The organism is Micromonospora sp. BQ32, from assembly GCF_059358895.1.
Genome location: NZ_JCADBI010000001.1, coordinates 687,602 through 700,967, shown reverse-complemented (window position 1 = coordinate 700,967; position 13,366 = coordinate 687,602). Strand labels below are relative to the sequence as shown.

Sequence of the window (13,366 nt, the reverse complement as noted above, 5' to 3'; positions counted from 1 at the left end):
CGGCCCGGCTCAGTCGGTCTCCGGCGGGCTCTGCGGCTGCTCGGCGACGAGCAGCACCCGGCGCAGCAGGTCGGAGAGGTGTCGTCGCTCGGTCGCGGTGAGCGCGCCGAGCAGGCGGTGCTCCTCGGCGCCCTGGACCTCCATCGCCCCGCGCCACGCGGCCTGACCCGCCTCGGTGAGCTCCACGTCGACGCGGCGACGATCGACTGTCGACGGAATCCGGCGTACGAAGCCCCGCCGCAGCAGCGCGTCCACCCGCGCGGTGATGGAGGCGGGGGCCATCGCGAGGTCAGCGGCGAGGTCCGAGGGTGCCGCCCGGCCACGGCGGCCGGCCAGGGCGTGCAGGGTGTCGTACTCGTGGGCGTGCAGGTCGAGGTCGACCAGGACCCGCTCTTTGACCGCCCGTAGGTGCCGGGTCAATCGGATCATCCTGGTCACTGCCCCCTCGACGTCCGCGTCGAGGCCGGGCACCACGGGCAGCCAGCGCTCGATGTGCCGGTCGACGGCGTCCGGAATGGTGGTCACCGCGCCAGTTTACCTCAACACCGAAATATTCGATGGCGAAATATTCGATGGCGAAGTACGTTGTGGTCATGGCTCACCCGCTGCGCAACCCCTCCTTCCGGCTGCTGTTCCTGGGTCGCACCATCTCCGCTTTCGGTGACGCGGTGGTGCCCGCCGCGCTGGCGTTGGCCGTGCTGCGCGCCACCGGCTCCACCGGCGCGCTGGCCGTCGTCCTCGCCGCGGCGGTCGTCCCCCGGCTGCTCCTGCTGCCGTTCGGCGGTGTGGTCGCCGACCGGTTCGACGCCCGCCGGGTCGCCCTCCTGGCCGACCTGGTCCGCTGCGTGACGCAGCTCGCGGTCGGCGTGGAGCTGCTCGGCGGCGACCCGTCGCTGACCACCGTGGTGGTGGCGTCCGCGCTCGGCGGCACCGCCTCGGCGTTCGCCATTCCGACCGCGTCCCCGCTGGTCGCCGGCACCGTCGAACCGGCCGACCGGCAGCGGGCCAACGCCCTGATGGGGATCACCGCCAACACCAGCCGCCTCGCCGGCCCGGCGCTGGCCGGCGCGCTGATCTGGGCCGCCGGGCCCGGCTGGGCGTTCATCCTGGACGGCGCGTCGTTCGCGCTCAGCGCCACGCTGCTCGCGCTGGTACGGGTCCGCCACGTGCCGGTGCCCCGCCGTTCCGTCCTCGCCGATCTGCGGCACGGCTTCGGCGAGGTACGCGCCCGCGACTGGTTCTGGACCAGCCTGCTCGGGCACGGCGCGTGGAACGGGGCAGCAGCCGTGCTGATGACTCTCGGGCCGGCCGTCGCCATCGACCGCCTGGGCGGCGAGACGACCTGGGTGCTGCTGTTGCAGGCCGGCGCGGTCGGGATGCTCACCGGATCGCTGCTGGCCGGACGGGTCCGGCTGCACCGGCCGGTGCTGTTGGCCAACCTCGGGCTGGCCTGCTACGCCGCGCCGCTGTTCCTGCTCGCCGTCGCCGCACCCGCCCCCGCGGTGATCGCCGCCTACGCCGTGGCGCTGACCGCCCTCGGCTACCTCAACCCGGTGTGGGAGACCGTCGTGCAGCACCACTTCCCGCCGGAGGTCCTGGCCCGGGTCACCTCGTACGACTGGCTGGTGTCGCTGGGTGCCATGCCGCTGGGCTACGCGCTGGCACCGTTGGCCGCCGACGCGTTCGGCGCACCCGTCCCGCTGGCCGTCGCGGGCCTGCTGGTCCTCGCCTCCTGCGCGGGCACCGCGCTCGTCCCCGGCGTACGTCGACTCACCTGGCCGGCGACCCCGCAACCGCAACCGGCCGAACCCGCTGGCGTCCGATGATCAGATCGATCGTCGGTGCGCGGCGGTCGACGGCCGGACCCACCCCATGACGAAGGCTCCCGGCGCTGGCCGGGAGCCTTCGTGCGATGTGGTCGGCCAGCCGGCGTCGCGGGCCATCGCGACGAAGCCACGCCACGACTGCGGGCTGAACGTCAGCGTGCCTCCGTCGCGGTCCTTCGTGTCACGAACCAGCACCACGCCCGGGAGCAGCCCCGGCACCCACGTCAGCTCGAACGACCGCAGCGTCACGGCCTCGCGTTCGAGGTCGACCCACGCCCGGAACCACACCGGCTCGCGACGCCGAACCACGTCCGGCCACAGCGCGTCGGCCTCCTTCGCCAGCAACCCTGCGACGGTCGCACGGTGTCGACTCTGGGGAATGTGCCCCGGGCTTGCCCACCTGGCGACGGTCTTCGGGTGCACGCCGAGCTGACCTGCGAGGCTCTCGGCGGTGTGACCCGCCGCGGCCAGCGCTGCGACAAAGGCGTGGTTCATGCCGTCCCTCCCTGGAACAGATCCGCTGCCCCGAAGAGATTAGTAACGCTGTGTGTTTGTCCAGCAACCCCCGGCACAGTGCGGTGTGGGCGGCGCCGCAACGAGAAAGCCGCGACTGATCTCACCAAGCTCAACCGGACGTCGCGCTGCCCGATCTGACCCCGCGCCTCGTCGGCTGGGCCGAAACCCGCTGAGGCGTCGTCAGCCACCCCCAAGGGTCGATACGAGGCAGCGCAATGCGAGAGACTGACGGCGTGACGACCCACCCCGGGACGAGGCCGGCGAAATGAGCCGACCATTCAGGATTGTCGTCGCCGTGCTCGCTGCGGTCAGTGCCACCCTGATCTACCTGGGCGTCACCGCCGAGATGCGCTCGATGTCGGGGCCATTCACCGTCACCCGGACCGCCGTTGACTTCCGGACGCTCGTCGCGAAGGGGATGGCCTTCTTCGCCCCCCTCGACCCCATCACCGCCCCCATGATGGACGCGGTGACGCCGCTGATCCGCTGGGTCGTGATCCTGCTGATCGGGGTGTCGACGTACCTGGCCTGCGGCCTTGTCACCCGGCGGACGCACCCGTTCATCGCGGCGATGACCGGCGCGGCCGCCGCCCTCACCGCCACGGCGGTCGGGGACCTGCTCTGGTGGGCCACCCTCGTGGTCCGTGTCCACACCGCCCCCACCGGTTGGTACGCCAACGAGGCGCTGGACCACTCCACGCTCCTCGCCAGCGCGCACCTGACGCTGACCGGCTGGACGTCCGACGCCCTCTTTTTCGGCTGCCTGTTGGCAGGCACGAACGCATCCCTGGTGGGTGGCACCAGCCTGGCGATACTGCTGCTGGACCGGCTCAGCAAAGACACCGACGAAGGCGAAGCCAAGTCCCAGGACGCGGTCGAAGACAGCGAGGCTCAGGACGCGGTTGTCGATACCGAGCCCCACGTTGCGCTGATCGGCGACGTGCGGCGACGCAGCGCGAACCTTGCCCTGGCCGGTGTCCTTCCGGTGCTGGTGCTCATGCTGGTCAACGGCACCCACGCGGTCTCGGACAGCTATTCCGGGAGAGGATTCCTGGGACTGCTCAGGGTGTTCCTGCACCGCCCCGCCCTGTCCCCACCGCCACGCGTACGCGACGACGTGGAGTACCGGCTGACCCACGAGATCGAGCCGAATCTTCTGTCGATGGACGTGTGGGTGCACAGGTCGGTGCTCGCCCTCGCTCTGCTGTTGGTGCTGTGGCTCCTGCTGTGGGCGCTGCTCGCCGGTCTGCCAAGCTCCGGGCACCGCCTCGGGCTCGTCGTCGTCTGTTGGGGTGCCACGATCGCGGCGGCCGCGCTGACCGCGACGTCCGACGTCCTCGTCGACTGCGCGGTCACGGACTCCCCCACCGGCTGCGCGCCCTGGAAGTCCCTGGGTGTCCAATTGACCTCCTCGCTGCGCTTCGGCGCGGCCTGGGGCTGGCTCGTCGCGCTGCCCGTGCTGCTGGCCCGTCGGCTCCTCGCCCCGAACACGTCCATCGATACGCAGGAGACTCCGGTCCATGAGTCCACGCAACAAGCGCCCGCGTCGCCGTAAGGGCCCCGCGCCGGCTCCGGTGTCGTCGCCCGCGCCGGCGACCGTCGCCTGGTGGAAACGTCCCGTCACCTGGCTGCTGACGATCGTGGTCGGTGCCGTCGCCACCTGGCTCGGCGCTGTCGTTCTCGGCGCGATCAACCAGTGGAAGCCCGCGAACGAGCTGGCCGAGCAGTTGGCCGGCCGCGGGCCTGTCGTCGTCCTGGACCTGAAGCACGTTCCCTACCCGCAGGAGGGTGCGGCCAAATACGTCTACCCCGCCGGCGCCGACCTGGCTCGCCTGGACGCCAAGCGGCCCGACGATCCGACCGTCGAGGCCGGCGCAATCGACATCGAACGGAGCACCTGGGAGATCACCCTCGTCGGCACCCGGGACGAGGCGGCCGAGGCCGTCGACCTGCGGCCCGTCCTCGTCGAGCCCTGCCGTCCCCCGCTCACCGGGATCCAGGAGCCCAACGAATCCCAGGGCGACTCCAAGAAGATCGTCCTCGTGACACACGTGGATCGACCGAATCCCCGCATGCTCGTCGAGGACCCGGATGGCGAGGATGCCGGCGGCCCGTTCTTCGCCACCCACAAAATCACCTTGCCCAAGGGCGAGAAGAACGTCATCCAGGTACGCGCGCTCAGCGCGAAGCAGCACTGCCGATGGCGACTGGAGCTGGACTACCTCGCCGACGGACGACGCCAGACAATGGTGATCTCGGCACCCGGCGACAAGCCGTTCGAGGTGACCGGACGCGCGGACGACTCGGCCTACTCCTGGATCTACCTCAGTCCGTTCGACGGTTGTCGGGCCAAGGACGGCACCAAGGCTGATCGGCTGCGCATCACCGGCGCCGAGTACGCGCAGATGGTACGCGCCGGGCGTACCTGCCCCTACTGACAGCCGGCCGTCCACCAGCTGCGGCCCACGCCCTCCACCGGGTCCGACCCGCCGGGCGAAGTTGCCGGACCGGTAAACCTCGCGCGCCGATGTGGTGTCTTGCTGGTTGACGAGGCCGGGAGGTCAGATGAGGGATTCGCGTGGGGTGGAGTTCGATGACTTCGTCCGCACACGGTCGGGGGTGCTGTTGCGGGTTGCCTTCCTGCTGACCGGGGACCGGCACGCTGCCGAGGACCTGCTTCAGGAGGTGCTGGAGCAGATGTACGTGCGCTGGCGTCGGGTGCAGAGCAGCCCGGAGGCGTACGCGCGACGTGCGCTGGTCAACCGGTCGATCAACCGGTGGCGGTGGCGTGCCCGGCGTCCGGAACAGTCGCTGGGCGACCACGACGGGGTTGCCCGGGACCACGCCGACGCGGTGGCGGTTCGCGAGCTGGTCGTCGGGGCGCTGCGGGCGTTGCCGGCCCGGCAGCGGGCCGCTGTCGTGCTCCGTTACCTGGAAGACCTGCCAATCGTGGACGTCGCGGCGGCGATGGGCTGCTCCGAGGGTGCGGTGAAGAGTCACGCCTCACGGGGGTTGGCCCGGCTGCGAGAGGCGCTGGCCGGATCGAGTCTCGTCATGCCCATCACTGGAACCGGGAGTTCGCGATGACCATGAACGACAGTGACGTGCGCGGCATCCTGCATCGCGCGACGGATGACCTGGTCAGCCCGCCGGGCCTGCTCGCTGAGGTGCGTCGGGGTGGGCGGCGGCGGGTGGTGCGTCGGCGGGCCGTGTTGGCGGCGGTCTGCGCGGCCGTGGTGGCCGTGCCGGTGGCTGGTGTCGTTCACCTGCCCGGCGACGCAGGGAACGCACAGCTCGCCTCGCCGCTGCTGGACGAGCCCACTCGTGGTGATCTGGCCGCCGACGACGGGTACTTGCGGCAGGTCCGCGAGGTGTGGCAGCGCCAGATCGAGCAGTCGGATGATCCGGCGCGCGGCGAGCCGAACGTCGTGTGGGCGGGAGACACGCCTGCTGGCCCGGCCGCCTACGTCGCCCACGCCACCGCGCACGGTATGACGGTGGGGTTTGTCAAACCCACCGCCGACGGGCCGCGCGTCAGCACCCTGACGCAGGTCACCGATTCCGAAACGGACGGCCTCGAGCAGGCGGCGCTGCTCGGATCGCAGCGCGACGTGCTTCTTGTGCTCGACTTCGGGCAACCGGTGGAGTTCTCCCCGCAACTGCGGTACGCGCCCGACGGCACGATCGAGCGGACCTTCGAGCCGGTGGTGTTCCGAGACGGTGCGGCGGTGCTGTCGGTGCCGCCACAGCGCACGAAGCTCACCGTCGCGCTCTCCCGGACTCCCGTCGGACGGCAGAACATGATTCACATCGACGGCACGAGCGAGATCTACTTCCCCGGCAACAAGGATCGGCCCGCACCACCGCTTCTTCGCCACACGTTGCCCGGCGCGGAGCAGGTCTGGGGCACCGACCCAGCTGCCAAAGAGGTGAACGCGCCGACCGAAGCCCTCGCCGACTACCTCGACCCTGGCGGAGCGCACACGCACGATGGCTCTCCCCGCCTGTGGGTCTACGGGGCAACCCCCGACGGCCGGCGGCTCCTCGTGGAAACCGTCCAGTACGACGACGACCCGTCCCGCGTCATCGCGCTGCTCGCCCGCAAATATCTGCCGTTCCAAGCGGTGGCCAGCACGACCGCGGACTGGTCGGCACCCCTACCTGTGCGGCTACGACTGCCCGACAACCAGGGCGTTCTTGTCGCCGCCGAGGGGTCAGCGCTCAGCTTCCGAGTCGGCGACGGTCAGTGGCAGGACGCCGGCCGCAACGCGGCACTCCTGCCCGCGACAGCGACCGACGTACGGGTCACCGACGCCAACGGGACCACCACCGACGTCCCGGTCGCTTCCTGAACCAGCTCCCCGACAACCATAAATACCGCGCTCACCGACGCGTTGATGGCTACCTTCACCCACAGGCTGGTCGGTGAAGGTGTCGCAGGCAGCTCACCCATCCCGCGCGTACTGGTTCGGCGACGGCAGCACGATGCCTCACCGCAGCCCTCAGCGACAGAGGAGATTCGAGATGTCCGGCGCAGCGTCCGCCACGGCAGACGCTGCGCCGTTGCGTCCCACCCAACTGCTGCGCCGGAACTGGCCATTCCGAGCCCTCTTCTCGGCGAGGCTCGTCTCGTACGCGGGCGATTCACTCGGCCTCGTCGCGCTGATGTTCCACGTCGCCGAGACGACGGGAAAGGGGCTGGCGGTCGCCCTTCTGCTCCTGGTCGGAGACTTCGCGCCATCCCTGCTGGGTCCCTTCACCGGCGCCCTCGCTGACCGGCTCAATCTCCGACGGTTGATGATCGTCTGCGAACTCGTCCAAGCTGCGATCCTGCTGGTCATCGTGCTGACAATGCCTTCGCTGCCGGTGCTGCTGGCTCTCATCGCGGTTCGCGCCACCGCTGCGCAGCTCTTTCAACCGGCGTCTCGGGCGGCGGTGCCCGCACTGGTCGGTGACCGTGACCTGGAGACCGCCAACTCCACCCTCGGGTTCGGCTCGAACGCGGCAGAGGCGGTCGGCCCCCTGCTCGCTGCGGCCCTGTTCCCGCTGGTCGGACTGCGTGGTGTGCTGCTCGTCGACGCCGTGTCGTTCCTGGCCTCGGCCGTGCTGCTCGCGACGCTCCCCTCACTTCCGGCGGCAACCGGCGACGGGCGCCAGCCGTCCCTGCTGCGACAGGCCAGAGCGGGCATCGGTTATCTGTTGAGTGTTCCGACGGTGCGAGTGATCTTCCTTGGCTTCGCTGCGGTGGTCGCCTTCAACGGGGTCGACGACGTAGCGCTGGTGCTGCTGGCCCAGAAGACCTTTCACGTCGGTGACTCCGCGGTCGGGCTTCTGCTGGGGGCGGTCGGTGTCGGACTGGTGGCCGGTTACGCCCTGTTGTCCAGGTGGGGCACCCGGGCGTCGATGCCGCTGCTGCTGATCGTGGGTTTCGCCGTCAGCAGTGTCGGCAACCTGCTGACCGGGTTCGCCTGGGCCGTCGCCGCAGCGATCGCCCTGCAAGCCGTCAGGGGGTTCGGGTTGGCGGCCATGGACGTCGCCTCCAGCACGCTGCTGCAACGTACGGTTCCAGCGGGCATGCTCGGCAGGGTCTTCGGCAATCTGTACGGCGCGATCGGGGTCGCCGCCGCGACGTCCTACCTCGCCGGTGGTCTCCTGCTGGACGCCACGTCCGCCCCGGTGACCCTGATAGTCGCGGGCGTCGGCGGACTGGTGGCTACCGGCGTCGTCGCGCTGAGACTGCCACGGGCGATGCGACGCGCCGACAAGGGTGACGCCACGCCGACGACATCCGCGCCGACCGTCGAGCAGATCGGGTGATCAGATCGGGCCGTCGGTGCGCAGCCGTGCATGCAGGTGCATGTCGTGCCAGCCGTCGGCGTGGCGAACCGACCCCCGGGCCACGCCCTCCACGGCAAAGCCGGCCCGGGTGGCCACCCGGCAGGACGCCGCGTTGCCGGTCGAGTGCTCCAGGGCCAGCCGGTGCAGACCGGCCCGCGCGAAACTCCACCGGGTGAGTGCCCCCAGCGCCTCGGTGGCGACGCCCCGACCACGCGCGGCGGGCAACACCCAGTACGACAGCTGCGCCGACGCCTCGTCCAGCAGCACGCCCCGCAACCCCACCTGACCCAGCGGCCGGTCGTCGGCGTCGACGATCGCCCAGCTGGCCGACGTCTCGTCACGCCAACGGCTCGCCCACTGCGCCGTCCACGCCCGCGCCTCGTCGTCGCCGTCGATGCGCCGGACGTGCCACCGCTGGATCTGCGGACAGTCGAAGGCGGCCCGGACGGCCGGGGCGTCGTCGTCACGCCACGGCCGCAGCGCCAGCCCGGGGCGTACCGGAAGGTGGGGTTGCTCCTGGACGGCGAGGCTCCCGGCGGGCAGGGCTGGTACGACGAGCAGCGGCATTCGCTCATTGTCGAGCCGAGCGCCTCACTCTCCGGTCGGGCCACCCGCGAGTTCGGCGACCACGTCGAGGTGACCCAGGTGGCGGGCGTACTCCTGCACCAGGTGGAACAGCACCCGCTCCAGCGACGCCGGGTCCGCGCCGTTCCACCGCGGGCCCGGCGCGCCGATCTCGGCCAGGTCGTGTGCCGTCACCACGGCCGTGGTGTGCGCGCCCTGCGCCCGCAGCGCCGCCACCAGATCCGCGCGGTTCTCGTCGGGGGCGACGTACCAGCGGTCGTCGCGGCGGTCGCCCCACGGCTCGGCGACGTCCCGGCCCTGGAAACCCCACTCGATCCAGCGCAACTCGACGTGGCGCAGGTGTGCGAGCAGCTCCAGTGGCGTCCACCCGGACGGCAGCCGGCTGCGCCGCAGCTCCGCCTCGGCCAGCGCCGACACCTTGGCCACCATGGACTCGCGGAAGTAGTCCAGGTAACGCAGGAAGACCTCGGTGCGGCTGCCGGCCGGGGTGGTGGGCTCGGGGAACGACGTCATGACCCGGTCGGCAGGTCGCGGGCGCGCTGGCGCACACCAGCGCCGCCGTACGGGTAGTCGCCAACCAGCGGGGCGCTCGCCTCGTCCAGCAGCCGCACCTGCTCGGCGTGGAGGACCAGGTCGGCGGCGGTCAGGTTGTCGTCGAGTTGCTCGGTGGTCCGCGCGCCGAGGATCACCGAGGTGACCGCCGGTCGGGCCGCCAGCCAGGCCAACGACACCGCCGACATGGACACGTGGCGGTCCCCGGCGATCTGGCGGACCGCGTCGAGCACCCGCCAGGTGCGCTCCTCGGCGTTGCGACCCGCGTACGCCTCGACGCCACGCTGCGGGTTCTCGCCGAGCCGCGTCGCCCCGGTGGGCGTGCTGTCGCGCTGGTACTTGCCGGTCAGCCAACCGCCGCCCAGCGGTGACCAGGGCAGGATGCCGATGCCCTCGTTCTCGCAGACCGGCACCAACTCGAACTCGATCTCCCGGGCCAGCAGGTTGTACTGCGGTTGCAGGGTCACGATCGGGGTGAGGTTGAGGTGCTGGGTGAGCAGGGCGGCCTTCTGCAACTGCCAGCCGGTGAAGTTGCTGACCCCCGCGTAGCGGATCTTGCCGGCGCGGACCGCGTCGTCGAAGAACCGCAGCGTCTCCGGCAGCGGGGTCAGCGGATCCCAGGCGTGCGCCTGGTAGAGGTCGATGGCCTCGACGCCGAGCCGCCGCAGGCTGGCGTCCAGGGCCCGGCTCAGGTGCACCCGGGACAGGCCGGCGTCGTTCGCCCCCGGGCCCATCGGGAACCGCCCCTTGGTGGCGATCACCAGGCGGTCACGCAGGTCGGGTCGGCTGTGCAGCCAGCGACCGACGATGTCCTCGGAAACGCCGGTGGAGTAGACGTCAGCGGTGTCGATGAAGGTGCCGCCGGCCTCGACGAACCGGTCCAGTTGGGCGAAGCTGCCGGCCTCGTCGGTCTCCGCGCCGAAGGTCATCGTGCCCAGACACAGGGTCGACACCACGGTGCCGGTGCTGCCCAGAGTGCGATAGCGCATATCGTCCTTTCGGTCCGAGTGACAAAGCTGATCTTCGCACCCGCCTCGACCACCCGCATACGGGACAGTGCCGAACGCCGGTACGGGCACCCACGCGGCGACGCCGCCGGTCATCATGGGCCCGTGAGCGAGCCCGCGACCGAGATCGACCGCCCGCACCAGCCCACCCAGTCGCCGCCATCGGCGGTGCCACCCGCCCCCGGTGCACGAACCCGTGGCCCGTGGCTGGTGGCCGCCGCCACCACCGTGACGCTCCTGCTGCTCGCCGGCCGCTACGGCTATCACCGCGACGAGCTGTACTTCCTGCTCGCCGGTCGGCACCTCGACTGGGGCTACGTCGATCAGGGTCCGCTGGTTCCGGCGCTGGCCCGGCTGCTCGACACGATCGCCCCGGGCAACCTGGTGGTGCTGCGTACCCCGTCGGCGATGCTGGCCGGCGGCGCGGTGCTGCTGGTCGCCGCCATCGCCCGGGAGTTGGGCGCCGGCCGGGGCGGGCAGCTCTTCGCGGCGGTGCTCGCCGCGCTCTCCGGCATCGTCTTCGCCAGCGGTCACCTGCTCAGTACCACCACCGTCGACCTGCTGGTCTGGTTGGTCGCGGCGTGGTGCGCGGTGCGGTTGCTGCGCACCGGTGACAGCCGGTGGGCGGTGGGCATCGGGCTGGCGCTCGGGGTGGGGATGCTCAGCAAGCTGCTGCCGGCGCTGCTGGCCGTGGGTCTGGTCGCCGGGGTGCTCATCGCCGGGCCGCGCCGGCTGCTGCGCGACCGGTGGGTGCTCGCCGCCGCCGGGATCGCCGTGCTGCTGGCCGCGCCGAACCTGATCTGGCAGGCGGCCAACGGCTTCCCGCAGTTCGGCGTGGCGGTGTCCATCTCCGACGGTGACAGCTCCTACAGTGGCCGGCTGAACGCGTTCACCCTCCAGTTCGTCATCATCAGCCCGTACGCCGTACCGATCTGGATCGCCGGCCTGGTCGCGCTGCTGCGCCGGCCGGCGTGGCGGGCCTACCGGGCGGTGGGCTGGGCCTGGGTGGTCGTCGTCGGCATCGTGCTGATCGCCGGCGGCAAGGGTTACTACGACGCGCCGCTGCTGCTGGTGCTCACCGCCGCCGGGGCGCTGGTCACCGTGGCGTGGGCATCGCGCGGGTCGGTCCGGTTGCGGCGAGGGCTGCTCGTGCTGGGCGTGGTGCCGTTCCTGCTGCCCAACATCGTGCTGCTGCTGCCGGTGCTGCCGGCCGACCGGTTGCCCGGTGTCGTGGTCGACGTCAACTACGACGCCGGCGAGACGATCGGCTGGCCGGAGTTCGCCGACTCGCTCGCCGCCGTCCATCGCGGATTGCCGCCGTCGGAGCGGTCGCGGGCGGTCGTTCTCACCGGCAACTACGGCGAGGCCGGCGCGGTGGCCCGGTACGGGCCGGCCCGTGGTCTGCCCCGTGCGTACTCCGGGCACAACAGCATGGTCGACTTCGGGCGGCCGCCCGCCGACGCGGACGTCGTCATCGCCGTCGGCTGGGAGCGCCCCGACCAGCTCAACACCTGGTTCGAGCAGTGCACGCTCGCCGGACGGGTGGACCAGCGGGTCGAGGTGGAGAACGACGAGAACGGCGGCCCGATCCACGTGTGCCGGGGGCTGCGACGTCCGTGGGCGCAGATCTGGGACACCGAGGTACGCCACACCGGCTGACCGTGCACCACCGGGCTTCGCCGGTCGGCCAGGGTCAGTTGGCCCCGCCGGTCAGCCATGCCTGGATGCCGACCAGGGCCTCGGGGCCGGAGGTGGCGTCGACGTCGCGGGCCAGATCGGCGATCGTGACCGCGGCGAGCGCCTGACGCCACGCGTCCTCGGCCGCCCACATGGCGCGGGACACCGGACACGGCGTGGTGCAGGCGTCGGCCGGGGTCGCGAACGGACCGCGCTGGCGGATCTCGGTGCAGACGAAGGTCGGCCCCGGACCGTCGACGGCCCGGACCACGTCGAGCAGGGTGATGCTCTCCGGTGCGCGGGTCAGCACGTAGCCGCCCGACTTGCCCTGCACGGAGTGGATCAGGCCGGCGCGGGCCAGCGCCTGGAGCTGCTTGGCGAGGTAGCTGCTGGAGACGTCGTGCAGCTCCGCCAGCTTGGCTGCCGGAACGGGCGTGTGGCTGGCCGTGAGCACCACGCAGCAGTGCAGCGCCCACTCGACCCCGCCGGACATCTTCATGACGTCACCCTAGTCACCCCGTTACTCGGATTCATTGTGTCCGAGTATAGTTCTCGGACAAGAGAGGTCCGAGTATCGCTGAACCTCAGCAGTCGGACCTCACAGCCACGGGAAGGTGCATGGTTATGAAGATCGCCGTACTGGGCGGAACCGGTCTCATCGGGTCGCAGGTCGTCAAGATCTTGCAGGCCGCGGGTCACGAGGCGGTGCCGCTCTCGCCGTCCACCGGGGTGGACCTGCTCACCGGGCAGGGCCTGTCCGACGGGCTCGCCGGCGCCGAGGTCGTCGTCAACCTGACGAACTCACCGACCTTCGACGAGGCATCGCCCGCCTTTTTCCAGACGACCATGGACAACCTGCTGGCCGCAGCCGCCCGCGCGGGCGTCGGCCACGCGGTGATCCTCTCCATCGTCGGCGTCGACCAGGTGCCCGACCTGGACTACTACCGCGCCAAGGTTCTCCAGGAGGACATCCTCACGGCCGGTCCCATTCCGTACTCGATCGTCCGCGCCACCCAGTTCTTCGAGTTCGTCGAGTCGATCATGTCCTGGACGGCTGACGACACCACCGTCCGCCTGCCCAGCACGCCGGTGCAGCCGATGGCCGCCGCCGACGTGGCGCAGGCCGTCGCCGAGGTCAGCATGGGCGCGCCGTTGCAGGGCATCCGCAACGTCGCCGGGCCCGACGTCTTCGCCCTCGACGAGCTGGGGCGGATCACCCTCGCCGCCCGCGGTGACCAGCGCACCGTCACCACCGACAACACCGCCGGCATGTTCGCCGCCATGTCCGGCGATGTCCTCACCGGTTCCGACGACGCCGTCATCGCGCCCACCGCCTACCGGGAGTGGCTCGGCCGCAAGGCATGA

At 71.2% G+C, this 13,366-nt stretch carries 14 protein-coding genes; 8 read left to right on the top strand and 6 right to left on the bottom strand.

Features of this window, described 5'->3' with window-relative positions:
- Positions 1-9 precede the first annotated feature (9 nt).
- Entirely contained in the window at positions 10-525 is a 516-nt protein-coding gene (locus AC5L30_RS03070) for a MarR family winged helix-turn-helix transcriptional regulator (RefSeq protein WP_494865171.1), read from the bottom strand.
- Between the two features lie 68 nt (positions 526-593).
- Between AC5L30_RS03070 and AC5L30_RS03065 the strand changes: the two genes are divergently transcribed.
- The gene (locus tag AC5L30_RS03065; protein ID WP_494865170.1) at positions 594-1,826 is read left to right on the top strand and encodes an MFS transporter; all 1,233 of its coding nucleotides are present in this window, start codon (positions 594-596) and stop codon (positions 1,824-1,826) included.
- Here AC5L30_RS03065 and AC5L30_RS03060 read toward each other — a convergent pair whose 3' ends face one another.
- Positions 1,827-2,321: a DUF397 domain-containing protein gene (locus tag AC5L30_RS03060; protein ID WP_494865169.1), complete on the bottom strand. Its 495-nt coding sequence runs from the start codon at positions 2,319-2,321 to the stop codon at positions 1,827-1,829.
- Positions 2,322-2,607: 286 nt separating this feature from the next.
- On the opposite strand from AC5L30_RS03060, the gene AC5L30_RS03055 reads away from it, so the two are divergent.
- The 5 genes from AC5L30_RS03055 (at position 2,608) to AC5L30_RS03035 (ending at position 8,159) form a co-directional block, all read left to right on the top strand.
- On the top strand, positions 2,608-3,897 hold the full coding sequence (locus tag AC5L30_RS03055) for a hypothetical protein (protein WP_494865167.1): 1,290 nt from the start codon (positions 2,608-2,610) through the stop codon (positions 3,895-3,897).
- Positions 3,863-4,780 (top strand): hypothetical protein, encoded by a 918-nt coding sequence (locus AC5L30_RS03050; RefSeq protein WP_494865166.1) that lies wholly within the window; start codon positions 3,863-3,865, stop codon positions 4,778-4,780. Before AC5L30_RS03055 ends, AC5L30_RS03050 begins: the two co-directional genes overlap by 35 nt.
- Before the next feature lie 127 nt (positions 4,781-4,907).
- Entirely contained in the window at positions 4,908-5,429 is a 522-nt protein-coding gene (locus AC5L30_RS03045) for a SigE family RNA polymerase sigma factor (RefSeq protein WP_494865165.1), read from the top strand.
- The gene (locus AC5L30_RS03040; protein ID WP_494865164.1) at positions 5,426-6,694 is read left to right on the top strand and encodes a hypothetical protein; all 1,269 of its coding nucleotides are present in this window, start codon (positions 5,426-5,428) and stop codon (positions 6,692-6,694) included. Before AC5L30_RS03045 ends, AC5L30_RS03040 begins: the two co-directional genes overlap by 4 nt.
- Before the next feature lie 172 nt (positions 6,695-6,866).
- Positions 6,867-8,159 (top strand): MFS transporter, encoded by a 1,293-nt coding sequence (locus AC5L30_RS03035; RefSeq protein ID WP_494865162.1) that lies wholly within the window; start codon positions 6,867-6,869, stop codon positions 8,157-8,159.
- Here the strand turns inward: AC5L30_RS03035 and AC5L30_RS03030 are convergent, their stop codons facing one another.
- From AC5L30_RS03030 to AC5L30_RS03020, 3 genes are read right to left on the bottom strand one after another with little or no spacing between them, the layout of a single operon-like run.
- Positions 8,160-8,747 (bottom strand): GNAT family N-acetyltransferase, encoded by a 588-nt coding sequence (locus AC5L30_RS03030; protein ID WP_494865160.1) that lies wholly within the window; start codon positions 8,745-8,747, stop codon positions 8,160-8,162.
- 24 nt (positions 8,748-8,771) lie between these two features.
- The gene (locus tag AC5L30_RS03025) at positions 8,772-9,278 is read right to left on the bottom strand and encodes a mycothiol transferase (RefSeq protein WP_494865158.1); all 507 of its coding nucleotides are present in this window, start codon (positions 9,276-9,278) and stop codon (positions 8,772-8,774) included.
- On the bottom strand, positions 9,275-10,306 hold the full coding sequence (locus AC5L30_RS03020; protein ID WP_494865157.1) for an aldo/keto reductase: 1,032 nt from the start codon (positions 10,304-10,306) through the stop codon (positions 9,275-9,277). Before AC5L30_RS03020 ends, AC5L30_RS03025 begins: the two co-directional genes overlap by 4 nt.
- 123 nt (positions 10,307-10,429) lie before the next feature.
- On the opposite strand from AC5L30_RS03020, the gene AC5L30_RS03015 reads away from it, so the two are divergent.
- Positions 10,430-11,983, top strand: coding sequence for an ArnT family glycosyltransferase (locus tag AC5L30_RS03015; RefSeq protein WP_494865156.1), 1,554 nt, complete (start codon positions 10,430-10,432; stop codon positions 11,981-11,983).
- A 34-nt stretch (positions 11,984-12,017) separates the two neighbouring features.
- On the opposite strand, the gene AC5L30_RS03010 is transcribed toward AC5L30_RS03015, so the two are convergent.
- A complete protein-coding gene (locus tag AC5L30_RS03010) occupies positions 12,018-12,500 on the bottom strand; it encodes an RrF2 family transcriptional regulator (RefSeq protein ID WP_494865154.1) in 483 nt (160 codons plus the stop codon).
- Between the two features lie 125 nt (positions 12,501-12,625).
- Here AC5L30_RS03010 and AC5L30_RS03005 point away from each other — a divergent pair, with 125 nt between their 5' ends.
- On the top strand, positions 12,626-13,366 hold the full coding sequence (locus AC5L30_RS03005) for an SDR family oxidoreductase (protein WP_494865153.1): 741 nt from the start codon (positions 12,626-12,628) through the stop codon (positions 13,364-13,366).

What these genes read in the sequence shown, in the direction of transcription:
- AC5L30_RS03065 (WP_494865170.1), top strand. Translation starts at nt 594, where the DNA reads ATGGCTCACCCGCTGCGCAACCCCTCCTTCCGGCTGCTGTTCCTGGGT.
- AC5L30_RS03060 (WP_494865169.1), bottom strand. Translation starts at nt 2,321, where the DNA reads ATGAACCACGCCTTTGTCGCAGCGCTGGCCGCGGCGGGTCACACCGCC.
- AC5L30_RS03055 (WP_494865167.1), top strand. Translation starts at nt 2,608, where the DNA reads ATGAGCCGACCATTCAGGATTGTCGTCGCCGTGCTCGCTGCGGTCAGT.
- AC5L30_RS03050 (WP_494865166.1), top strand. Translation starts at nt 3,863, where the DNA reads ATGAGTCCACGCAACAAGCGCCCGCGTCGCCGTAAGGGCCCCGCGCCG.
- AC5L30_RS03045 (WP_494865165.1), top strand. Translation starts at nt 4,908, where the DNA reads ATGAGGGATTCGCGTGGGGTGGAGTTCGATGACTTCGTCCGCACACGG.
- AC5L30_RS03040 (WP_494865164.1), top strand. Translation starts at nt 5,426, where the DNA reads ATGACCATGAACGACAGTGACGTGCGCGGCATCCTGCATCGCGCGACG.
- AC5L30_RS03035 (WP_494865162.1), top strand. Translation starts at nt 6,867, where the DNA reads ATGTCCGGCGCAGCGTCCGCCACGGCAGACGCTGCGCCGTTGCGTCCC.
- AC5L30_RS03030 (WP_494865160.1), bottom strand. Translation starts at nt 8,747, where the DNA reads ATGCCGCTGCTCGTCGTACCAGCCCTGCCCGCCGGGAGCCTCGCCGTC.
- AC5L30_RS03025 (WP_494865158.1), bottom strand. Translation starts at nt 9,278, where the DNA reads ATGACGTCGTTCCCCGAGCCCACCACCCCGGCCGGCAGCCGCACCGAG.
- AC5L30_RS03020 (WP_494865157.1), bottom strand. Translation starts at nt 10,306, where the DNA reads ATGCGCTATCGCACTCTGGGCAGCACCGGCACCGTGGTGTCGACCCTG.
- AC5L30_RS03010 (WP_494865154.1), bottom strand. Translation starts at nt 12,500, where the DNA reads ATGAAGATGTCCGGCGGGGTCGAGTGGGCGCTGCACTGCTGCGTGGTG.
- AC5L30_RS03005 (WP_494865153.1), top strand. Translation starts at nt 12,626, where the DNA reads ATGAAGATCGCCGTACTGGGCGGAACCGGTCTCATCGGGTCGCAGGTC.